Origin of the sequence: Moheibacter sp., from assembly GCF_049672845.1 — a bacterium.
Classification (GTDB): Bacteria; Bacteroidota; Bacteroidia; order Flavobacteriales; family Weeksellaceae; genus Moheibacter.
This window is the reverse complement of record NZ_JBATWT010000011.1, coordinates 183,739-205,559: the sequence shown is the minus strand read 5'-3', so window position 1 is coordinate 205,559 and position 21,821 is coordinate 183,739. Positions and strand designations below refer to the sequence as shown.

Below are 21,821 nucleotides of genomic sequence, written 5' to 3'. Positions count from 1 at the left end.
TGTGCAAAAGTACGGTTTTGAATGAGATTCTCCACCCGGAAAACCGATAATTATAAAGATTCCGATATGAGTTTTCAACAGATTTAACCGAATAATTTTTTAAATCCGGTCGGAATGAAATTTATGATGTCAGAAGCAATCAAACTTTCTCTCCCAATCTGCGAAGCGGCTTCATCGCCACAGAATCCGTGAAAAAACACACCAAAAAGTACAGCAGCCTCTGGTTCAAACCCTTTACCCAAATGTCCGGCGATGATGCCCGTCAAAACATCCCCGCTTCCGGCTGTTGCCATTCCGGGATTTCCGGTTGAATTGAAAAAGATTTGTCCGTCTGGTAAAAAGGTTTGCGTAAAAGCGCCTTTTGACACTACAATTAATTTGTATTTCTCCACAAATTCTCGAACCATTTTTATTTTCCCAAATGAATCTTTCCAGCCGCCTACAAGCCTTTCCAGTTCTTTATCGTGTGGCGTGAGAATTGTTTTTTCGGGTAATTTTTGAATCAAATCCGGATTTTTTGAAAGCAGATTAATTCCGTCCGCATCAATTATCAATTTCTTGTCTGCAAGATCTGTTTCTTCCAGAAACTGCTCAAATGCACGAGCCGTTTTTTCATCCGTCCCTATTCCAGGTCCGATTGCAATCGTATCAAATTTTTCAACATTTGGGAAAGCCGTGATTTTATCTTCCGAAAAATCCGTCATCGCCATGGATTCGGGAAAAGAAGTCTGAACGATATCGTATCCGCATTTGGGAACATAAGCGGTTACCAATCCGGCACCCGAACGTAAAACCGATTTCAAAGTCAACAGAGCCGCACCGATTTTCCCATAACTTCCTCCGATGACCAGTACATTCCCAAATTCGTATTTATGCGAAAAAGTGGTTCTTCCCATTTGAAAATGCGGCACCTGATCCAAGGTAAAAAACTGAAAAGGTGAATCACTGCTTTCCACAGATCCCCAATCCAGACTGATGTCCAGAATGTCAAATTCACGAATGTATTTCTCGTTTTCAGGTAAGAGCATTGCTAATTTCGGGGTTTGGAAAGTCAGCGTGACTTCTGATTCCACCACAGAATCGGCTTCAGAATTCAACTGATTGCAAAACAATCCGGAGGGCACATCTATGGAAATTACTGTATTCTGGGCTTTGTTAATCTGATCAATTACAGGTTTCCATTCGGGATCGATGGGTCGCGTAAGTCCGTAACCAAAAATGGCATCCATAATTAGGGTATAGGGCGGAAATTCAAATTGGGTTTCAGCATCATAAAGTTCAATCGGAATTTTGGCGTCTTTCAGTCGTTTCTGGTTGGAGAGATTATCAAGCGAATAAGTATTATTTTTCTGTAAATAAACTTTTACCTGCGCTTTTTCATCGGACAAAAGTCTGGCCAGTGCCAGTCCATCGCCACCGTTATTGCCAATTCCACAAATGATGGTAAAATGAGACTTATCAAGTTCCAAACGCGCTTTCAACCAATTCACAACTGAAGTTGCCGCACGCTCCATCAGGTTGATCAATTCAATATCCTGAATGGTAATGGTTTTCGTTTCAACTTCTTTTAACTGTTTCGGGGATAAAATTTTCATGGACTAAAAGTACTGAATTTGCATAAAAAAAACCGGCAATTTACTTGCCGGTTTAAATCTATAATTCAAAATTTTAATTTGTTTTTGTAAAAGTGAAGACAAAATCAACGTTGTTGTAAGTCTCTGTAATAGTAAATTTTGTTTCACTTTGAAATTCAAGATCATAAGCTTTCGTAACACCATCAATAGTAGTTGAAAGATTATTGCCTGATTTTGTATAAGTTCCAATCAGCGGACTGTTTTCTGTTTCCACACATACGCCGGCTTCATTTTCTTCAAAATGTTCCTGAATCAGTGTTCCATCGGGTTTAAACTGACGAATTCCTTCTGTTATACAATCTTCAACTGAAGTCCCGCCAACCGTGTAATTGGAAATAATCCACTTTCCAACCACAGAATAATTAGGTCCTCCCCCATTGTCATCGTCAGAACTACATGAAATCAATCCAAATCCCATTGTCAGCGCAAACAAAATTGCAAATACTTTTTTCATAATTTTTATTTAATGTAATAGTTAGTTAACGTAAATTTTACTCGTAAATTATTTTAACAGAAAATTTTTGTCAAAGATTATACCATTCGCCTCGATGCGGGCGAAGCCTGTCTCGCACTGAAATCATTTCACTTTCGTTTACCACCAAAAAAGCAACTGCATATAAATCTGAAATAATTTCAACGCCAGTAATTTCATTTTTAAGATTTTCCGCTTTGATGAATTCCTTTAAATGAATTTCATGATGTTCAGCAGTTTTCTGCGCATCAGGACCTCGGAAATCCCAAATGAGTTTTAGCTTTTTCTCCATTCTATTTTCTTTGTGTCCAAATTTAAACATATTGATTTAATGGAGAAATTTCTATTTGTTTAACCAATAATTTTTTAGTTGAATTTTATTTGGAAAAGCATTTGTAGTACCTTTGCACGTTCAAATGACAAAAAATATTTCCACATACAATCCGAAAGAATTTATCATCATAAAAGGTGCTAAACTTCACAATCTCAAAAACATAGATTTAGCCATTCCCAAAAACAAATTGGTGGTCATTACCGGACTTTCCGGCTCGGGAAAATCTTCCCTTGCCTTTGATACGCTGTATGCCGAAGGGCAACGAAGATACGTGGAAAGCCTTTCTTCTTATGCGCGTCAGTTTTTGGGGAAATTGGACAAACCACAGGTCGATTACATCAAAGGAATTGCGCCTTCTATTGCGATTCAACAAAAAGTAATCAGCACCAATCCCCGCTCTACCGTGGGAACCACAACAGAAATTTATGATTATCTGAAGTTGTTGTACGCACGGATCGGAACCACTTATTCGCCTGTTTCGGGAGAAATCGTTCAAAAAGATTCAGTAACCGATGTGGTGGATTACATTCAGAATTTACCCATCGATTCAAGAGTTTTGATTTTGTCGCCTGTTCATTTAAATGGCGAACGAAGTTTCGGAGAAAATCTAAACGTTTTACAACAACAAGGTTTTTCAAGATTGGAAGTGGACGGAAACCAGGTGAAAATTGAAGATCTAATCGAATTTAACTTCGAACCTCAAAAGGAAACCCAAATCCGTTTGGTCATCGATCGGATTTCCACGCAGGACGACGAGTCTTTTTATCATCGTTTGGCTGATTCCATTCAGACAGCATTTTTTGAAGGAAAAGGCGAACTGATTTTGAAAAATGTAGATAGCGAAGAAGAGCGTTCCTTTTCCAATCGTTTTGAAATGGACGGAATGATTTTCAACGAACCTTCGATTCATTTTTTCAGTTTCAATAATCCTTATGGCGCCTGTCCGGTTTGTGAAGGATATGGAAAAGTCATCGGAATTGATGAAAACCTGGTCATTCCGAATAAGAAATTATCGGTTTACGAAGATGCCGTTGTGGCTTGGAAAGGCGAGAAAATGAGCGAATGGAAAGAATGGTTCATTAAAAATGCATCGAAATTCGACTTTCCTATTCACAGACCATATTTTGAGTTGACCGAAGAACAAAAAGAAATTCTCTGGCGTGGAAAAGGAAATTGGGAAGGAATTGACGGATTTTTCAAAATGGTGGAGTCCAACACCTATAAAATTCAATACCGCGTTATGCTTTCGCGCTACCGCGGAAAAACAACTTGCCCTAATTGCAAAGGAAAACGACTTCGAAAAGAAGCTTCTTATGTGAAAATAAACGAAAAAGCCATTCAGGATTTAGTGGATTTGCCATTGGATGAACTAAAAGTTTTCTTCGATGATTTAAATCTGAGCGAATACGAAGAAAAAGTAGCCAAAAGAATTCTTTATGAAATCCGCAGCCGAACGGAATTCTTACTCGATGTCGGCTTGGGCTATCTGACTTTAAACCGTGCTTCCAATACACTTTCGGGTGGTGAGAGTCAGCGGATTAATCTTTCGACTTCACTCGGAAGTTCACTCGTCGGATCGCTGTATATTTTGGATGAACCTTCCATCGGACTTCATTCAAAAGACACGGAACGACTCATCGGTGTTTTGAAAAAACTTCGTGATTTGGGCAATACCGTGATTGTGGTTGAACACGATGAAGACATCATGAAAGCGGCTGATCACATCATCGACATTGGCCCCGAAGCCGGAACCAACGGTGGTGAAATTGTTTTTGAAGGAACTTATAAAGAATTGCTGAAAGCCAAAACTTTAACGGCTCAATACCTGAACGGAAAATTGGAAATTGAAGTTCCGAAAAAGCGAATTCCTTTTAAAAATTACATCGAAATAAAAGGTGCAAGAGAAAACAACCTGAAAAACATCGACGTGAAATTCCCACTGAATACTTTAACCGTCATTACAGGTGTGAGTGGTTCTGGGAAAAGTACGCTGATGAAAGAAATTCTCACGCCTGCCCTACAAAGAAATCTCGGCATTTACGGCAATAAAATCGGGGAATACGATGAAATTTCGGGTTCGGTACATAAAATTCATAACATTGAACTGATTGACCAAAATCCAATCGGGAAATCTTCCCGTTCCAATCCGGTGACTTATGTGAAGGCTTATGACGACATCCGCGCTTTGTTTGCCAAACAAAAAGCCAGTAAATTAATGGGTTTCGAACCCAAACATTTTTCGTTCAATGTGGACGGCGGACGTTGTGAAAGCTGTAAGGGAGAAGGTGTTATCACCATCGAAATGCAATTTATAGCCGATGTGGAGCTTGAATGCGAAACTTGTCACGGAAATCGTTTTAAAAAGGAAATTCTCGAAGTGAAATTCCACGAAAAAAACATTTCGGACATTTTGCAAATGACGATTGACGAAGCCGTTGAATTCTTCCAGAAACACAATGAAACTAAAATCGTGGAGAAAATTCTTCCACTGCAAGAAACCGGACTTGGGTATGTTCAGTTGGGACAATCTTCCAATACGCTTTCGGGCGGTGAAGCGCAAAGAATTAAACTGGCGTCTTTTTTAACCAAAGGAAATACGACAAAACCTTCTTTGTTTATTTTTGATGAACCAAGTACCGGACTTCATTTTCATGATGTAAAAAAATTACTGAAAGCTCTTCGCGCACTGATCGAAATCGGTCATACGGTTTTTGTAATCGAACACCATATGGACATCATCAAAGCAGCGGATTGGGTGATTGACATAGGACCCGAAGGCGGAAAAAAAGGTGGAAATCTGGTAGCCGAAGGAACACCGGAAGATATTGCAAAAGTCAAAAAATCCTTTACCGGACAGTTTTTGGAGGAGAAGTTGTGAAATTCATTTCGACAAGTTCAGGATGAAAAAGCTGAGGATTTGAAAATCCAAACCTGAAACTTTAAACCTGAAACCTAAATCATTTCTCCACTTGTTGATACTTCGTTAATAATTGTTGATAGATTTTAGATTAATTTCACATTGTTCACTTAAAATTTTTGTCAATTAGACAAATTATAAAATTGAAAAGAGAACATGAAAAAGAAAATATTTGTACTGGATACTTCGGTTATCATCTTTGACCATAAATCCATCATGAACTTTGACGAGCACGACATCGTCATTCCCATTACAGTTCTGGAAGAATTGGATACTTTTAAAAAAGGCAACGATACCAAAAATTTTGAAGCGCGCGAATTCATCCGCTTTCTGGATAAAACTTCCAAAGACCACCTGATTCAGGACTGGATTCCGCTCCCCGGCGAAGGAAAAGGTTCATTTAAAATCGTGATGGAAACCAACGGAATTGAAAAGTCGGCAGTGAAAATCTATGGTGCTGATTCGATGGACAACAAAATCCTGAATTCCTGCATGATTATTTCCAAAGACGAACCCAAGCGCCTGGTCACATTGGTCACAAAAGACGTGAACCTCAGATTAAAGGCTAAAGCACTAGGAATCAAAGCAGAAGACTATGAGACCGGAAAAGTTCAGAATATTGACAACCTACCCACCGGAATTCTTACTTATACCGATTTTGACCAGGAAATCATCGATTCACTTTACAAAGATTATGCGGTTCCTTTGGAAGTGATTGAAGAGAAAATGGAGATTTCTGCCAATGCTTATTATATTTTGCAGGGCGATAAATCCTCGGCATTGGCATATTACAATCCGTTTGAGCAACAACTGGAAAGAGTCAACAAACAGACGGTTTTCAACATCAAACCCAAAAATGCGGAACAGGCCTTTGCTATCCATTCTATTTTAAAGAAAGAAATAAAACTTGTAGCGTTACACGGCGTAGCCGGAACCGGAAAAACATTAATTGCGCTGGCAGCCGCAATAGCTCAAAAGAAGGATTACAAACAAATTTATCTCGCACGACCAATTGTTCCTTTGAGCAATAAGGACATCGGTTATCTGCCGGGCGACATCAAATCCAAAATTGATCCTTATATGCAACCACTTTGGGATAATTTGAAATTCATTCAATATCAGTTTGACGAACATGACAAAGAATATAAACAAATCAATCTGATGGTGGAGCAGGAAAAATTATTGATTACGCCGCTGGCTTACATTCGCGGACGGAGTTTATCAGATGTTATTTTTATTGTAGATGAAGCCCAAAATCTCACGCCCCACGAAATCAAAACCATCATTACCAGAGCCGGAGAAAACACTAAATTTATTTTTACAGGCGATATAAAACAAATTGACACGCCATATCTGGATGAACAATCAAACGGCTTATCATATCTGGTGGACAAGGTGCAGGGACAAAAGTTATTTGCTCACATTCAGCTAATTAAAGGTGAAAGAAGTGAGTTAGCCAATCTGGCCAATGAATTACTATGATACTACCTTGATTTATTGTTGAAAAAAACTTGGGAACAATCTGTATAATTTTGGTTAAGTTATCAGATACTTCTATATTTGCGCGTTAAAAAATTCTTAATAAGACACCAATTATGAAATGCTCATCAACGATTTTCAAATGAATTACCGTTATGAATTGAGCATTCCATCTGACAATTAAAAAACTAATAAAAAAAGAACAGATGAAAGGAAAATGGCTTATAGCAGGTATAGCAATTATTTTGGGAATACTTTCCATCAGACAATTAAGCTACACCTGGTACACCAATAAGATAGAGTGTGAAGCATTTGAAAATTCGAGAGATGAAGCGCATGAGCAAATTGTACTGGACAGTTTGGCCAATGACACCCTGGACTTGGGAATCATCAGCTACAATTACCGCGATGCCAAAAACAAAGAAATCAAATTAGGTCTTGACCTACGTGGGGGAATCAGTGTGATCCTTCAGGTTCAGGTACGCGACCTGCTGGAAAGTCTTGCTGATCACAGTGAGAATCCAATCTTTGTGGAAGCGCTGAATTCTGCCGATATCAAACAAAGATCGCAAGGTAACCGTGCTTATGTTGATATTTTCTTCGATGAATTTGAAAGAATCAGAGCAGAGAAAGGTCAGCAAAACCTTCGATATGCTTCAGCCGATCTTTTCGGAAACCGTCAGAATGCCAGTTTTATTGAGTTCAACGAAAGCGACGAATCGGTAAAAGATAAAATCAAAAAGGATATTGATGCGAAAATCGGAACGGCTTATCAGGTTATTTCTTCTCGTATCAACCGATTTGGTGTTGTGGAACCTGTGATTCAGCGTCTGGGAGGTTCCGGAGATGGACGAATCTTGGTGGAAATGCCGGGCGAGAAAAACAAAGACCGAATCAAAAACCTGCTTCAAAGTACTGCAAAACTTGAGTTCTGGAAAGTTGAAGCAAACAATCCGCAGGTAAATTCTTATTTCGCTACACTGAATCCGCAAAGTCTGGGCATCAAAACTGATGTGCAAAGTCTTCAGGGAATCATCCAACCGGCAATGGAAGGGAATTCTCTTTTCTCGGTTGCAACCAAAGACACTGCTATTGTTAACGAGATTTTGAATTCACCGGGACTTAAGGCAAATATGCCGTCCAACATCCGTAATTATAAATATTATTGGGGACACAAACCTGTAGACACCAGAAATACCGGAGCAGTAGGTACTTTCCTTTCCCTTTATGCGCTTAGCGGAGATCAGCAAAATGCGCCGCTTCTTCCGGGTGATGTGATCGATCAGGCAACCGGAGAAAGAAATGCAGGTTCTATTTCAAATGAACCTATTGTGACCATGAAAATGAATCCGGAAGGAGCTCAAAGATGGTCTAGAATTACAGAAGAAAACGTCGGAAATTCCATTGCCATCGTATTGGACAATATGGTTTATTCGGCTCCGAATATCAACGAAAAAATTTCAGGAGGAAACTCACAGATTTCAGGAAACTTTACACTTGAAGAAGCGCGTGACTTGGCCAACATCTTACAAGCAGGTAGCTTACCGGCTTCTTCAAAAATTGTTCAGTTAGAAGAAGTAGGTCCTTCATTGGGTCAAGAAGCCATTAACAGTTCCTTGATTGCATTTGCAGCTGTATTTATTCTGATTTTGGTATGGATGGTGTTTTATTATAGCCGTGCCGGTATTTATGCGGATATTGCGGTAACCGTAAACATTCTTTTCCTACTTGGATTGATGGTCGGATTGTTTGGCGCTACGCTTTCCCTTCCGGGTATTGCGGGTATCATCCTTACCTTGGGTATGGCAATCGACGCAAACATCATTATCAACGAAAGAGTTAAAGATGAACTTTTCCAAGGAAAATCTCTTAAAGAAGCTATTTCAATAGCTTATTCCTGGAAAGGTGCGATTTCTGCGATTGTGGATGGTCACGTAACTTCGATTCTGACGGCAGCCATTTTACTTATGGTGGGTAAAGGTCCTGTTCAGGGATTTGCCATTACGCTTTTGATCGGTCTTTTCTGTTCATTGTTTACGGCAATTTTCTTAACGAAATTGTTCATCGACAGAAGACTGGAAAAAGGAAAAAATGTAGAATTCTTTACAAGTATTACCAAAAACTGGTTCCAGGGTCTGAATGTGGATTTCATGGCGAAAAGAAAAATGTTCTATATCATTTCAACTGTGGTTTCGCTTGCATGTATCGCTATTATTTTTGTTCGTGGATTTGATATGGGGGTTGATTTCGAAGGAGGACGTACTTATACCATCCGTTTTGAACAACCTGTAAATGCGAATGAAATTCGTACAACGCTTGAGCAAACTTTGACCGATGACGATGGAACAACTACGGCTCCGACTGTGAAAATTTTTGGTCCATCCAATCAGGTAAAGGTTACCACTAAATTAAAGGCCAATGAAGAATCAACTGCTGTTGATGAAGAAATCAAACAAAAAATATATGAAGGTGTTAAATCCTTCCTGCCGAATGGTTACTCTTATGAAGATTTCTCAAAAGACGAGACCGAAATCGGGATTATGTCGGTTGTAAAAGTAGGACCGACCATTGCAGATGATACTACGAGAGCTTCAATTTTAGCTGTAATTCTGGCATTAATCGGTGTGGGAATTTATATTCTGATTCGATTCAAATGGCAATATGGTGTGGGAATCGTAGTAGGTGCTTTGCACGACGTTATCGTGATTTTGGGATTATTTGCCGCATTCCACGGAATCCTTCCATTTAACCTTGAGATTGACCAAGCATTTATTGCGGCGATTCTTACGGTAATCGGTTACTCCATCAATGACTCGGTTATTATCTTTGACCGAATTAGGGAATACCTTGGACTATATCCGAAAATGCCTTTTGACGAATTGATTAATAAATCAACCAATAATACACTTTCCAGAACGATGAATACATCCATCAGTATGTTCTTGGTAGTATTGATCATCTTCATCTTTGGTGGAGAAACGATCAAAGGCTTTATGTTTGCGATGTTAATCGGGGTAATTGTAGGTACTTATTCATCTATCTACATCTCTTCTCAGATAATGTATGACCTGACTAAAAAGCAAGAAGCAAAAAAGTTGCAGGCTCATAAAGATTAATAAATCAGATTTAAAATAAAAGTAAAAGGACATTGTAAAAACGATGTCCTTTTTTTAATTTCCTTTGTCTTTCTCGTGTACTTTTATACTGTGAAGTTCCTGAACATTTCCCATTGCATCTACTCTTGCACCGGTCAGCATTTTCCCGAATCCGGCGCCAGTATCAAGGTACCAGGCATCGGCAATTTCATCGTAAGCAGGTTTATCGACAACTATATGTCCAATGAATTGTGTCTTTCCAATGTTTTGAAGTGGCTTACGATTGAATAACTCCTCCAGATTTGAATCGTCAAGCGGAAAATTTGCGTCTTCGGGAATTCCGGCGTGAGAGACATAAACTTTCCCGTTTTGCCAGTGATGTGGAAGTTTGTCCATCCAGTTCAGTGTCTGAATGTAATCCAGATTATAATTTTCAAATTTCTGTTTAGAAGCCAGTGTGATGGAATCCCGGTAATATTCTTCAAATAGATATTCGTTATTTCCTTTCAGAATTATAAAATCATCTTTCAGTTTACGTTGAATCTGCATCAGAAATTCAATCACTGCAAACGTATGTTTGCCTTTGTTAACGAAATCTCCGAGTATCACGAGTTTTTCATTTTCCTCGTTCCAATACTTATCAAGCAGTTCGCGAAGTGTAAAATAGCAGCCATGTATGTCGCCTATGATGAAATAACTCATTTTAATCGGTAGTTAAACCAAATTTAATTAACAAAATTCATTCCTTGTTTAAATTCAGGTAAAGAACCGATTATGAAATCGTTACATCTAGAAATGAGGTGATTTTATTTTTTCTTCAGACTTTTTCTGCCGGAAGCCGATTGCCTGTTTTCCAGAATCGGATATTTTTTGAACATTTCCACTCTCAGTGAATCGTTCATTTCTGAAGCTTTCTTAAAAGCCGCCGCGCCGTTTTCCTCCTCGCCCAACAGATAATAACAATTGCTCAGTTGATAATATAATTCCGCCCGGTTAAAGTGCTTTAAACCTCGGTAAACAGCTTCGATTGCTTTCTGATAATCACCGATTGTAATCAGAGTTTCACTTAACCCTAACCAATTATAGAAATTATTGGGTTCCAATTCAACCAAACGATAATAATCAAGCGTCGATTCTTCAAAACGAACCAATTGTATATGCAGATAAGCTCTTCTTTTCCAGTAATCGATATTGAGTCCGTCCAAGTCCAGTCCGCGGTTCAGGTAATAAAGTGCTTCGTCGTAATTTCCGATGCTTTCATATAAATCTGAAGTCGCCACCCAAGCCTGATCCAGCTGCGGATCTTCGTGAATCGCCTGATGGAAAGATTTCAAGGCTTTAAAAGGTTTTCCAAGCTTTACAAAGCAGCTCCCGATTTTCATATAAGTATAAGCCGCAGAATCATCGAGTTCTAAAGTTTCTTCGTAAACTTCAATCGCTTTTTCATAATCCTCCAGTTTTTCAAGACAGGCCGCTTTTTGAGTATGCGCCATAATGCTTTTCGGATTGATAAGCGTTGCATAATCAAAAGCACGATGCGCTTCTTCGTAATCTTTCATCAGCATATATTGCTGTCCTAATTGCGACCAGGCAATTTCTGAATAAGGTCGTAAATCTATGTACTGCAACAGAAATTCAATGCATTCTTTATTGAGATGCAAATCTTCAAAACACTGTACACAAGAGAAAAACGCAAAATCATCATCGAGATCGAGTTCCAGTGCTTTTCTGAAATAATAAAGTGCCTGACTTATTTCGTTTAGATTCAGGTATTCATTGCCCATACAATTGTAAATGTATTCACGGTCATCCCCGAATTCCAGCGCTTTTTCATAAAACTGAATGGCTTTTTTAGGATTTTCCTTGAGCGACCAAAAACGGGCTACACAAATAGCATAATCCACATCATTTGCTCCAACGTCTTTCAGTTCGTTGATGAGAACCGATGCCGCTTTCAGTTTATCAATAGCCAATAGATATTCCAGTTTTTTGATTTGGATTTCGGTGCTGGTCGGATACATATCCAAAGCATAATCCAAAGCTTTTTTGGCATAAGGCAAGTCACCCACATCCAAATAATACGCGATGATTTCGTAAAACTCTTCGGTATCAAAATAGGAATTCTCTCTGTTGTCGAGCATCTGCTCAAAACGTCCAATCAAATCATTATTTAAAAATCCATCTTCCACACTACGAATTTACGGATAACTTAAATTCTTTGTCACATAAACTTTATCAGTTTTGCACAAGGAATGAACAACTTTCAAGAATATGGAAAATAGAGAATAGAAAATAGATTGAGTTTTAATTTTGGATATATAAGAAATAATTATCCCATCGTTTGTAATTCTGCAATAAATCGATCTCCCAAATCATCAGCTTCCTGTTGCGTAGGAGCTTCGGTATAAATCCGGATGATTGGTTCGGTATTGGATTTTCTCAGATGAACCCATCCGTTTTCGAAATCTATTTTCACACCATCCACCGTGGAAATGTCTTCGTTTTCATATTTCTCCTCTACTTTTTGGAGCAAGGCATCCACATCGATTTCAGGCGTTAATTCGATTTTCTTTTTGCCCATGAAATACGGCGGATAAGAAGCACGCAATTCGCTTACTTTCATTTCTTTTTCTGCCAAATGACTCAAAAACAAAGCAATTCCCACCAATGAATCACGGCCGTAATGCAATTCCGGATAAATAATTCCGCCATTGCCTTCCCCACCTATTTTCGCGCCGTTTTCTTTCATTTTGGTTACTACATTGACTTCGCCTACAGCTGAAGCTTCGTATTTCTGACCGTGTTTTTCGGCAATGTCACGCAACGCTCTTGAAGAAGAAAGATTGGAAACCGTGGCCGAAGGCGTTTTACCCAACACATAATCTGCAACAGCGACCAAAGTATATTCTTCGCCAAACATTTCTCCGTCTTCTGAAATAATCGCCAACCGGTCCACATCAGGATCCACCACAATTCCGAAATCAGCTTTTTCTTCCACAACTTTCTTCGAAATATCGGTCAGATGTTCTTTCAGTGGCTCCGGATTATGAGGAAAATGACCGGTCGGATCGCAGTACAATTTCACGTATTCAACGCCTAATTTGTCCAAAAGCGGCGGAATGGAAATTCCTCCGGTTGAATTTACCGCATCAATCACGACTTTGAATTTCTTTTCGGCAATCGCATCAGCATTTACCAAAGGAAGTTGCAGGATTTTATCAATATGAATTTGAATTCCTTCCTCGTTTTTCTCGTAAGTTCCCAAGTCATCGACTTCCGCAAAATGATAATCATCATTTTCGGCAATTTTCAGGATTTCGGCTCCGTCAAGTCCTGACACAAATTCGCCTTTGGCGTTCAATAATTTCAAAGCATTCCATTGTTTGGGATTATGACTTGCGGTCAAAATAATCCCACCGTCGGCTTTCAAATGTGGAACCATCACTTCAACCGTCGGTGTGGTCGAAAGACCTAAATCAATTACGTCAATCCCCAATCCTATCAGTGTAGAACTCACAAGTTGGGAAATCATTTCGCCGGAAATTCGGGCATCACGTCCGATTATTACTTTGAGTTTTTTATCGGATTTATTTTCTTGTGAATTTGCCAACCAGGTTCCATAAGCCGCTGCAAATTTCACAGCGTCAATGGGTGTTAAATTATCGTTTATTTTTCCACCGATGGTTCCGCGTATTCCGGAAATTGATTTGATTAAAGCCATTTTCTCTTTCTGATTTTCGGGCTAAATTAAGGTTTTTGAATGAAATCTTTAAGGACGTACATTAACATTCGATTTAAATTTAAATTATTAAATTTGATTAAATCAAAATCTTAAAATTTATGGAAACAATGTCAGTATTAATTTTCGGTGGACTTTGGAACTGGATTTCTTGGGCAATTTTTGGTGTTATTGCCGGTGCTTTGGCCAAATGGATTATGCCTGGTAAAGATCCCGGAGGATTTTTCGTTACGATGCTAATCGGAATCGGTGGCGCCATTCTCGGCGGATGGCTCAGCAGCTTGATTTTTGATTACAATCCTTCGGCCGATAATTGGTCCTTTGTAGGGTTTATATCAGCCATTGTCGGGGCTTTGATCATTCTTTTTATCTGGAAAAAAGTTGCCACGAGATCCTAAGATCAATTTTACTTTACAATAAAAAATCCGTCTTGGCTTAACCGAGACGGATTTTTTATGTCTTTCCATTTTCTTTACGAATGAATGGCTCTTTTTCCGGTTGCATCAAGCGCCGCTTCTTTGATGGCTTCTGCAAAAGTCGGATGCGCGTGACTCATTCGGGAAATATCTTCAGCCGAAGCTCTGTATTCCATCGCTACAACGGCTTCTGCAATTAAATCTGCAGCTCTCGCCCCGATGATATGAATGCCAAGAATTTCGTCAGTGGATTCATCGGCAAGAATTTTTGCAAATCCGTCCAAATCCATACTCGCTCTGGCTCTACCCAACGCGCGGAACGGGAAGCTTCCCACTTTGTATTTCACGCCGGCTTCTTTTAATTGTTCTTCGGTCTGACCTACTCCGGCAACTTCCGGCCAGGTGTAAACCACGCCGGGAATTAAATTATAATTAATGTGCGGTTTTTGTCCGGCTAATTGTTCAGCTACCAAAACGCCTTCTTCTTCGGCTTTGTGCGCAAGCATCGCTCCTGCTACTGCATCTCCGATTGCGTAAACATTTGAAACATTGGTTTGAAGATGATCATTGGTTTTGATTCGGCCTCTTTCATCGGTTTCGATGCCTGCGTTTTCCAATCCCAATCCCTCTGTGTAAGGACTTCTTCCCACGGCTACCAAAACATAATCTCCTTCGAAGTTTAATTCTTCTCCTCTTTTGTTTTCGGCTTTTACGGTTACATCGTTTCCGTTATTGGTTACTTCGGTAACTTTGGTCGAAGTATGGAATTTCATTCCTTGCTTTTTCAGGACTTTGGTTAATTCTTTTGACAAAGCGCCATCCATCCCCGGAATGATTCGATCCATAAATTCAACCACAGTAACTTCTGAGCCTAATCTTAAATAAACAGAACCCAATTCCAATCCGATGACACCTCCTCCGATTACGATCAAATGTTTAGGAATTTCTTTCAGTTCCAAGGCTTCGGTAGAAGTGATGATTCTTTCTTTATCGGTTTTGGCAAAAGGCAATTCAGATGAATAAGATCCGGTTGCGATGATAATATTTTTGGATTCGATTTCTTCAGTAGTTCCATCCTCTTTGGTCACGATGAGATGGGTTGCGTCTTTGAATGAACCCAAACCGTTGAAAACTTCGATTTTATTTTTGCCCATGAGGTATTCGATCCCTTTTACATTGGTTTCGACAACTTCTCTTTTGCGCTGAATCATTTGCCCGAAGTTTACTTTCGGAGCTTCAATGTCGATTCCGTGAGCGGTAAAGTTATGAACGGCATTGTGGTAATGTTCCGATGAATCAAGAAGAGCTTTTGAAGGGATACAGCCGATATTCAGACAGGTTCCGCCCAAATTTGACTTTTCAATAATTGCAGTTTTAAATCCTAACTGGGCACAGCGAATCGCTGCAACGTATCCGCCGGGTCCGGCTCCGATTACGGTAACATCAAATGAATTCATAAATTATTTTGTTTTAATTTTTGACTTTGTAAAATTAGGGATTAAATCTGAGTTTAGTTAAAATTAATCGGTAAAAACTGTTAACAGACGCAACCCTTTGGCATTATTTTCGTCTGAATTCATATTAAACAATTATAAAATGAAGTTAGAATTAAAAAAATTAGGATTAATTGGAACATTTTTGTTTTCAGGATTGTTTTTATCATCTTGTTTGAATAACGATGACGGACCGGTGATTCCGGATCAGTCCGGATTTATGTTATTTGTGAATACTTCTCCGGGAACAAATGGGTTAAAATATTTTGCCAATGGCGAAGCTGTAACTATGCCTGCACTCAATTATAATGAACTTTATGGCTATACTTATCAAGAAGTGGGTGAAACAAATTTTACAATACGAACGGGTTCCGTAGATTTGGATACATTAAGTCTGGATATAGATCTTAACAGGTATTACAGTCTTTTTGCAGTCAATACACCGGAGGATATTGAATTAGTGGCTTATCAAGATAATCCTGTTGCGATTTCAACACCAAATAAAGCTTCCATACGTTTTCTTCAATTGTCGCATAATACACCTTTGGTGAAAGTGGCGATTGAAGGAATGGAAGAGAATCTGGGAATTTATTATTTCAAACAAGCTTCTTCATTTATGGAGGTTGACAATATTTTTAATAAAAATATCTATCTCATAAATGCCGAAACAAATGACACTATTTTGTCCAAACCTCTGATTCTGGAGGCAGGAAAAACTTATTCGGTTTTCAGCGAAGGAATTTATGGGTCGGATAACGAGAATTTAGATCTTGATGTTCAGCTCATAACATTATAAAACAATCCATTACATAATTTATTTACAAAAAAATCCCCTTGAACTTTCTTCAAGGGGATTTTTTAATTTATTAATTAAAGAAATAGATTAATACTGAACGAAATCAACATCCATTTCTTCTGCTGCTTTTTTATAATAACCTGAATCTAATTTCTCTCGGATGGAATCGAAAGCATTTAATGTGTATTCGATATCCTCATCGGTATGAACCGCAGTCGGTATAATTCTAAAAATAATCGTTCCTTTTGGGATTACTGGATAAACCACCACGGAAACAAAAATCCCATGATTTTCTCTCAGGTCTTTTGCCATAATTGTGGCTTCAATCGGACTTCCCTGAAGGATAATCGGTGTTACAGGCGTATTGGTTAATCCAAGATTGAAATTCTTTGCCTTTAATCCTGCCTGGATTTTTTCAACATTTTCCCAAAGTTTATCTTTCAGTTCCGGATTATTTTTCAATAATTCAAGACGTTTCAATCCGCCCATAACCATCGGCATAGGAAGAGATTTCGCGAAAATCTGTGAACGTAAATTGTATTGTAAATAACGGATGACTTCTTTATCTCCTGCAAAGAATCCACCTATTCCGGCTAAAGATTTTGCAAAAGTAGAGAAATAAACATCGATCTGATCCTGACAATCCTGCTCTTCGCCTGCTCCGGCTCCGGTTTTACCCAAAGTTCCGAATCCGTGTGCATCGTCCACCAAAAGTCTGAAATTGAATTCTTTTTTCAAATCACAGATTTCTTTCAGTTTCCCTTGTTCGGCCATCATCCCGAAAACTCCTTCTGTAATCACTAAAATTCCACCTCCGGTTTCTTCTGTGATTTTTGTAGCGCGTGCCAGGTTTTTCCGCAAGCTGTCCATATCGTTGTGCAAATACGTAAATCGTTTTCCGAAGTGAAGTCTCACTCCATCCACGATACAGGCATGACATTCTTGGTCATAAACAATTACGTCATTTTTTGAAACCAAAGCATCGATGGCTGAAACCATTCCCTGATAACCGAAATTCAGCAAATAAGCGGATTCTTTTCCGACGAATTCCGCTAATTCATTTTCCAGTTGCTGATGGTATTTGGTTTGGCCTGTCATGGCACGAGCTCCCATCGGATACGCCATTCCAAATTGCGCAGCAGCATCGGCATCGGCTTTTCTTACTTCGGGGTGATTGGCAAGTCCAAGATAGTTATTCAAACTCCAAACGACAACATCCTTGCCTTTGAATTTCATTCGCGGCCCTAATTCTCCTTCCAATTCCGGGAAGATAAAGTATCCTTCTCCATAATCGGCAAATTGACCTAATGGTCCCGGGTTCTTTTTAATTCTTTCAAATATATCCATGATATTTTAATTGCTTGGTTAGTATGTAACTAAAATGCTCCACAACGGAATTGGGAGCATTTCATATACCTTTAAATTATAAATAATTCTTTCATTTTATTATTTAACGTATTGGACTGTGGCATTTGATTCCAATCCATTTAAGCGGCTATTGGTAAATCCTTGTTCTGCCATCCATTCATCACTAAATACTTTAGTAATATAACGTGAACCATGGTCAGGGAAAATCAAAACAACACAATCGTCTTCTTTGAACTGTCCTGCCAATTGTTTGTAAGCCTGAACTACAGCCCCGCAAGTATATCCGCCCATAATTCCTTCTTTCAGTGCGATTTCACGTGTTCTGTATGCACTTTCCTCGTCCGAAACCTTTTCAAAATGGTCGATAATTCCGAAATCTGTGGCTTCGGGAACCAAATTTTTCCCAAGACCTTCGATTCGGTACGGATAAATCTCGTTTTTATCTACTTCACCGGTTTCGTGGTATTTCTTAAGGATGGAACCGTAAGCATCTACACCAATGATTTTGATGTCAGGATTTTGGTCTTTTAAATATTTAGCTGAACCTGACAAAGTCCCACCGGTACCGCAACACGCAATCAAATGCGTGATTTTGCCTTCTGTTTGTTTCCAGATTTCTGGTCCTGTTGTCAGATAATGGGCTTCAACATTTTTTAAATTAAAATATTGATTGATATAAATCGAATTCGGCGTTTCTTCCGCAATTCTTTTGGCTACTTCATAATAAGATCTAGGGTCGTCAGCCGGCACATTGGCAGGACAGATAAATACCTTGGCACCCAATGCTTTTAAATAAGCAATTTTTTCACCTTTGGTTTTATCTGAAACGGCTAAGATACATTTGTACCCCTTGACAATGCTTACCATGGCAACACTAAAACCTGTATTACCTGACGTCGTCTCAACGATGGTAGCACCTGGCTTTAAAATACCTTCCCGCTCTGCTTCTTCAATGATGTGAAGGGCAATGCGATCTTTGGTCGAATGTCCCGGGTTGTAACTTTCCAACTTAGCGTAAACCTTACCTGGAATTTCTTGGCCAATTTTGTTTAGTTTAACTAATGGTGAGTCACCAATCAGTTCTAAAACGTTGTTATAAGTTCCAGTCATTACATTTAGTTCTTTACTTACAATCGGCAAATTTAAGAATTTTTATGAATTTACCCATTTTTCGGTAGAGTATTATCAACAACTCCACAAGACAATGGCTTTCAATTTATTAAATTTAAAATTGTAATTGGTTAATATTCCGATGGTTCTAAATAAATATGTTTTAAAATTCGTTTATCAACTTTGGTTAATAATTTTTTTCTTCGCTCCATCATTTTTTGAGCTGCCTCACAACTTTTCTCAAAATCAAACTTCGGCGAGTCTTCTCTTCCACCCCAACTGAAGGAAGGAATAAATTTCGGCGGAAAACCCGATTCAAATACATTCGCAGAAACACCTGCAACCGTTCCGGTATTGAATTGAGTGTTAATTGCCGACTTCGAAAAATCGCCCATCATCAGCCCGCAAAACTGCAAACCAGATTCAATATACGTATTTTCAGTGTAATCCCACACCTTAATCGTCGAATAATTGTTCTTTAAATTTGAATTATTGGTGTCCGCACCCAAGTTGCACCACTCGCCCAGAACGGAATTCCCTAAAAATCCTTCATGTCCTTTATTGGAATAACCCATCAAAATCGAATTGTTCACTTCTCCCCCAACTTTACTATGAGGACCAATCGTCGTTCCCGAATAAATTTTCGTGCCCATATTGAGTTTTGCTCCTTCGCACAACGCCAAACTTCCACGAACCAGACTTCCTTCCATTATTTCAGCATCTTTTCCGACGTAAATCGGACCGGACTTCGCATTCAAAACTGAAAACTCTACCACCGCTCCTTCTTCCAGAAATATATTTTCCGAATTGAGAATTCCATTTGTGGCAGAAATTCCCTGTGATTTGCGCCCTTTTGTAATGATTTCAAAATCAAATTTTATCGCCAAATCATTATAAGTAAACAAATCCCAAAGACGATTAATCAATAAAATTTCACCTTTATAATTATGTCTTGAATGAATTTTTTCAATGTTCTGAAAGTCTTCCCATGAAACTTTGGCAGCAATCAAACTTTCCTGATGGATTAAAAATTCGCCATCTTTTAAATTTCGAATTGCTTGAACCAAATCAGGAAATGGAAAATAAGCCGGATTGATGAACAAATTCAGTTTTTCTACTTGAGCCGAATATTTTTCAGACAGATATTCTTTGGTCAGATAACTGTAATTTCCTTCAATTAATTTCTCCCATCGCTCCCGGAAACTCAAAATTCCCATTCGAAGTTCTGCCAAAGGTTTGGTCAGCGTAAGCGGACGAAGGTTCGCCCATTCTTTATCGTCAAAAAAGATGATGTTCATTCGGAACTGTTTCCTGCAAATTTAAAATTTATTTTGAGGGCAATTCATCGGATTAAATAAAAACGAAAAACTAACTTTGCTGTATGCAACAAACTCCTGTTTATTTCCGAGAAATTTTCGCTTCGCTAAATGAAGTTTTAAATCAAAAAGATTATCATCCGGTTTTCATTTTGGTGGATGAAAATACACATGAAGATTGCTTACCCATTTTGCTTCCCGAAATCGAAAAAGATTTCACTTTTGAAATCATCGAAATCCCTTCGGGCGAAGAAAACAAAGTCATCGAAATTGCAGCCAACGTTTGGGAAACGATGGCACAACTCGAAGGCTCGCGTAAAAGCCTGATGATCAATCTGGGCGGTGGAATGCTGACCGACATCGGCGGATTTATCGCTTCGACTTTCAAACGCGGAATTGATTTCATCAATATCCCGACGACGCTTCTTTCGATGGTCGATGCTTCGGTGGGCGGAAAAACTGGAATTGACCTCAGCGGAATTAAAAACGCCGTCGGAACTTTTGCGATGCCGGTTGCGACTTTTATTTATCCGGAATTTTTGGAAACGCTTCCCGAACGGGAATTTCGCTCCGGACTTGCCGAAATGCTCAAACACGGTTTGATTTACGATAAAAATCATTGGGAAAGTTTAAATTCAATATCGAATTTCAATTCATCTTCCATAAAAGATTTAATCGAAGAATCAGTTAAAATTAAACAAAAAGTCGTGGAAAAAGATCCTTTTGAAAGCGGATTTCGGAAAATTCTGAATTTCGGACATACCATCGGTCATGCAATTGAAAGTGAATCTTTGGAGAGCGAGAATCCTTTTCTTCACGGCGAAGCCATCGCAATGGGAATGCTTGTAGAATCCGTTTTAAGCTTTGAAAACGAATTGATTTCGCTGGAAGAACTCGATGAGATTTTCATTTCTATCGTCCGAATTTTTGGAAAAACTCCAATTCCGGAGGAAATCATTCCGAATTTGTTGAACTGGATGAAACAAGACAAGAAAAACACTAAAGGTCAACTCAGTTTCAGTTTACTGAATGGAATCGGGAACTGCCAATACGATATTTTCCTGACGAATGAACAGATTTTGGAGGGAATTTTGTTGTACAACAAGAAATTGTCTATGATATGAAATTCGTATATTTCATTCTGATTTTATCACTGTTTGGTTGTACTCAAAAGAATTTAAAAGAAAACGCTATGGAAAAATCAAATTCAAATCCGCATACATTTAAATTAGAAAAATCCGAAGAGGAATGGAAAAATGAATTGACGCCGGAGCAATATTACGTAATGCGTCAGGCCGGAACGGAACGCCCTTTTACGGGAAAATACAATATGCATTTCGAAGAAGGAATTTATACTTGCGGTGGTTGCGGTGAACCTTTGTTTACATCGGACTCAAAGTTTGATGCGCATTGTGGCTGGCCGAGTTTTGACCGTGAAATTTCTGAAGGAAAAATTCTGGAAAGAACCGATACTTCACATGGAATGATTCGTACGGAAATTCTTTGCGCTAATTGCGGTAGTCATTTGGGACATGTTTTTGAGGATGGCCCGACCGAAACCGGATTGCGTTATTGCGTGAATTCACTTTCGCTGGATTTTGAGGAGGAATAAAAAAATCCGGATAAATCCGGATTTATATTTTTTTGCTGCT

At 38.8% G+C, this 21,821-nt stretch carries 17 protein-coding genes; 7 read left to right on the top strand and 10 right to left on the bottom strand.

Going from position 1 to position 21,821, the window contains the following annotated elements; genetic code table 11:
- Positions 1-83: 83 nt before the first annotated feature.
- The 3 genes from WBF63_RS04985 to WBF63_RS04975 form a co-directional block, all read right to left on the bottom strand.
- Positions 84-1,595 carry an NAD(P)H-hydrate dehydratase gene (locus WBF63_RS04985; protein ID WP_424368600.1) on the bottom strand — a complete coding sequence of 504 codons (1,512 nt, stop codon included), beginning with the start codon at positions 1,593-1,595 and terminating at the stop codon, positions 84-86.
- A gap of 73 nt (positions 1,596-1,668) precedes the next feature.
- Positions 1,669-2,088 (bottom strand): hypothetical protein, encoded by a 420-nt coding sequence (locus tag WBF63_RS04980; protein WP_424368599.1) that lies wholly within the window; start codon positions 2,086-2,088, stop codon positions 1,669-1,671.
- Between the two features lie 70 nt (positions 2,089-2,158).
- Positions 2,159-2,398, bottom strand: coding sequence for a hypothetical protein (locus WBF63_RS04975; protein WP_424368598.1), 240 nt, complete (start codon positions 2,396-2,398; stop codon positions 2,159-2,161).
- Positions 2,399-2,522: 124 nt separating this feature from the next.
- Between WBF63_RS04975 and uvrA the strand changes: the two genes are divergently transcribed.
- The 3 genes from uvrA (at position 2,523) to secD (ending at position 9,952) form a co-directional block, all read left to right on the top strand.
- Entirely contained in the window at positions 2,523-5,318 is a 2,796-nt protein-coding gene (gene uvrA / locus WBF63_RS04970) for an excinuclease ABC subunit UvrA (protein ID WP_424368597.1), read from the top strand.
- A gap of 195 nt (positions 5,319-5,513) precedes the next feature.
- Entirely contained in the window at positions 5,514-6,839 is a 1,326-nt protein-coding gene (locus WBF63_RS04965; protein WP_424368596.1) for a PhoH family protein, read from the top strand.
- A 203-nt stretch (positions 6,840-7,042) separates the two neighbouring features.
- A complete protein-coding gene (gene secD, locus WBF63_RS04960; protein ID WP_424368595.1) occupies positions 7,043-9,952 on the top strand; it encodes a protein translocase subunit SecD in 2,910 nt (969 codons plus the stop codon).
- Positions 9,953-10,006: 54 nt separating this feature from the next.
- On the opposite strand, the gene WBF63_RS04955 is transcribed toward secD, so the two are convergent.
- The 3 genes from WBF63_RS04955 to glmM all read right to left on the bottom strand — a co-directional run bounded on the left by WBF63_RS04955 (position 10,007) and on the right by glmM (position 13,652).
- Positions 10,007-10,633, bottom strand: coding sequence for a metallophosphoesterase (locus tag WBF63_RS04955; RefSeq protein ID WP_424368594.1), 627 nt, complete (start codon positions 10,631-10,633; stop codon positions 10,007-10,009).
- 104 nt (positions 10,634-10,737) lie between these two features.
- On the bottom strand, positions 10,738-12,120 hold the full coding sequence (locus WBF63_RS04950; protein ID WP_424368593.1) for a tetratricopeptide repeat protein: 1,383 nt from the start codon (positions 12,118-12,120) through the stop codon (positions 10,738-10,740).
- A gap of 140 nt (positions 12,121-12,260) precedes the next feature.
- Entirely contained in the window at positions 12,261-13,652 is a 1,392-nt protein-coding gene (gene glmM, locus WBF63_RS04945; protein WP_424368592.1) for a phosphoglucosamine mutase, read from the bottom strand.
- 128 nt (positions 13,653-13,780) lie between these two features.
- Here glmM and WBF63_RS04940 point away from each other — a divergent pair, with 128 nt between their 5' ends.
- A complete protein-coding gene (locus WBF63_RS04940; RefSeq protein WP_424368591.1) occupies positions 13,781-14,068 on the top strand; it encodes a GlsB/YeaQ/YmgE family stress response membrane protein in 288 nt (95 codons plus the stop codon).
- Positions 14,069-14,142: 74 nt separating this feature from the next.
- Here the strand turns inward: WBF63_RS04940 and lpdA are convergent, their stop codons facing one another.
- A complete protein-coding gene (gene lpdA, locus WBF63_RS04935) occupies positions 14,143-15,543 on the bottom strand; it encodes a dihydrolipoyl dehydrogenase (RefSeq protein ID WP_424368590.1) in 1,401 nt (466 codons plus the stop codon).
- 139 nt (positions 15,544-15,682) lie between these two features.
- Here lpdA and WBF63_RS04930 point away from each other — a divergent pair, with 139 nt between their 5' ends.
- Positions 15,683-16,375 (top strand): DUF4397 domain-containing protein, encoded by a 693-nt coding sequence (locus WBF63_RS04930; RefSeq protein ID WP_424368589.1) that lies wholly within the window; start codon positions 15,683-15,685, stop codon positions 16,373-16,375.
- Between the two features lie 87 nt (positions 16,376-16,462).
- Here the strand turns inward: WBF63_RS04930 and WBF63_RS04925 are convergent, their stop codons facing one another.
- The 3 genes from WBF63_RS04925 to WBF63_RS04915 all read right to left on the bottom strand — a co-directional run bounded on the left by WBF63_RS04925 (position 16,463) and on the right by WBF63_RS04915 (position 20,151).
- On the bottom strand, positions 16,463-17,722 hold the full coding sequence (locus WBF63_RS04925) for an aminotransferase class I/II-fold pyridoxal phosphate-dependent enzyme (protein ID WP_424368588.1): 1,260 nt from the start codon (positions 17,720-17,722) through the stop codon (positions 16,463-16,465).
- 99 nt (positions 17,723-17,821) lie between these two features.
- Entirely contained in the window at positions 17,822-18,853 is a 1,032-nt protein-coding gene (locus tag WBF63_RS04920; protein WP_424368587.1) for a PLP-dependent cysteine synthase family protein, read from the bottom strand.
- A 131-nt stretch (positions 18,854-18,984) separates the two neighbouring features.
- On the bottom strand, positions 18,985-20,151 hold the full coding sequence (locus WBF63_RS04915; protein ID WP_424368586.1) for a GlmU family protein: 1,167 nt from the start codon (positions 20,149-20,151) through the stop codon (positions 18,985-18,987).
- Positions 20,152-20,234: 83 nt separating this feature from the next.
- Here WBF63_RS04915 and aroB point away from each other — a divergent pair, with 83 nt between their 5' ends.
- Positions 20,235-21,293, top strand: coding sequence for a 3-dehydroquinate synthase (gene aroB / locus WBF63_RS04910; RefSeq protein ID WP_424368585.1), 1,059 nt, complete (start codon positions 20,235-20,237; stop codon positions 21,291-21,293).
- Positions 21,290-21,781, top strand: coding sequence for a peptide-methionine (R)-S-oxide reductase MsrB (gene msrB / locus WBF63_RS04905; protein ID WP_424368584.1), 492 nt, complete (start codon positions 21,290-21,292; stop codon positions 21,779-21,781). The genes aroB and msrB overlap by 4 nt, the downstream gene beginning before the upstream one ends.
- The last annotated feature ends 40 nt before the right edge of the window (positions 21,782-21,821 follow it).

Excerpts from the sequence above, each read along its gene's own strand:
- WBF63_RS04975 (WP_424368598.1), bottom strand. The coding sequence starts at position 2,398 with ATGGAGAAAAAGCTAAAACTCATTTGGGATTTCCGAGGTCCTGATGCG.
- secD (WP_424368595.1), top strand. The coding sequence starts at position 7,043 with ATGAAAGGAAAATGGCTTATAGCAGGTATAGCAATTATTTTGGGAATA.
- WBF63_RS04985 (WP_424368600.1), bottom strand. The coding sequence starts at position 1,595 with ATGAAAATTTTATCCCCGAAACAGTTAAAAGAAGTTGAAACGAAAACC.
- WBF63_RS04930 (WP_424368589.1), top strand. The coding sequence starts at position 15,683 with ATGAAGTTAGAATTAAAAAAATTAGGATTAATTGGAACATTTTTGTTT.
- msrB (WP_424368584.1), top strand. The coding sequence starts at position 21,290 with ATGAAATTCGTATATTTCATTCTGATTTTATCACTGTTTGGTTGTACT.
- WBF63_RS04940 (WP_424368591.1), top strand. The coding sequence starts at position 13,781 with ATGTCAGTATTAATTTTCGGTGGACTTTGGAACTGGATTTCTTGGGCA.
- WBF63_RS04955 (WP_424368594.1), bottom strand. The coding sequence starts at position 10,633 with ATGAGTTATTTCATCATAGGCGACATACATGGCTGCTATTTTACACTT.
- uvrA (WP_424368597.1), top strand. The coding sequence starts at position 2,523 with ATGACAAAAAATATTTCCACATACAATCCGAAAGAATTTATCATCATA.
- glmM (WP_424368592.1), bottom strand. The coding sequence starts at position 13,652 with ATGGCTTTAATCAAATCAATTTCCGGAATACGCGGAACCATCGGTGGA.
- aroB (WP_424368585.1), top strand. The coding sequence starts at position 20,235 with ATGCAACAAACTCCTGTTTATTTCCGAGAAATTTTCGCTTCGCTAAAT.
- WBF63_RS04925 (WP_424368588.1), bottom strand. The coding sequence starts at position 17,722 with ATGGATATATTTGAAAGAATTAAAAAGAACCCGGGACCATTAGGTCAA.
- WBF63_RS04980 (WP_424368599.1), bottom strand. The coding sequence starts at position 2,088 with ATGAAAAAAGTATTTGCAATTTTGTTTGCGCTGACAATGGGATTTGGA.
- WBF63_RS04915 (WP_424368586.1), bottom strand. The coding sequence starts at position 20,151 with ATGAACATCATCTTTTTTGACGATAAAGAATGGGCGAACCTTCGTCCG.
- WBF63_RS04965 (WP_424368596.1), top strand. The coding sequence starts at position 5,514 with ATGAAAAAGAAAATATTTGTACTGGATACTTCGGTTATCATCTTTGAC.
- lpdA (WP_424368590.1), bottom strand. The coding sequence starts at position 15,543 with ATGAATTCATTTGATGTTACCGTAATCGGAGCCGGACCCGGCGGATAC.
- WBF63_RS04920 (WP_424368587.1), bottom strand. The coding sequence starts at position 18,853 with ATGACTGGAACTTATAACAACGTTTTAGAACTGATTGGTGACTCACCA.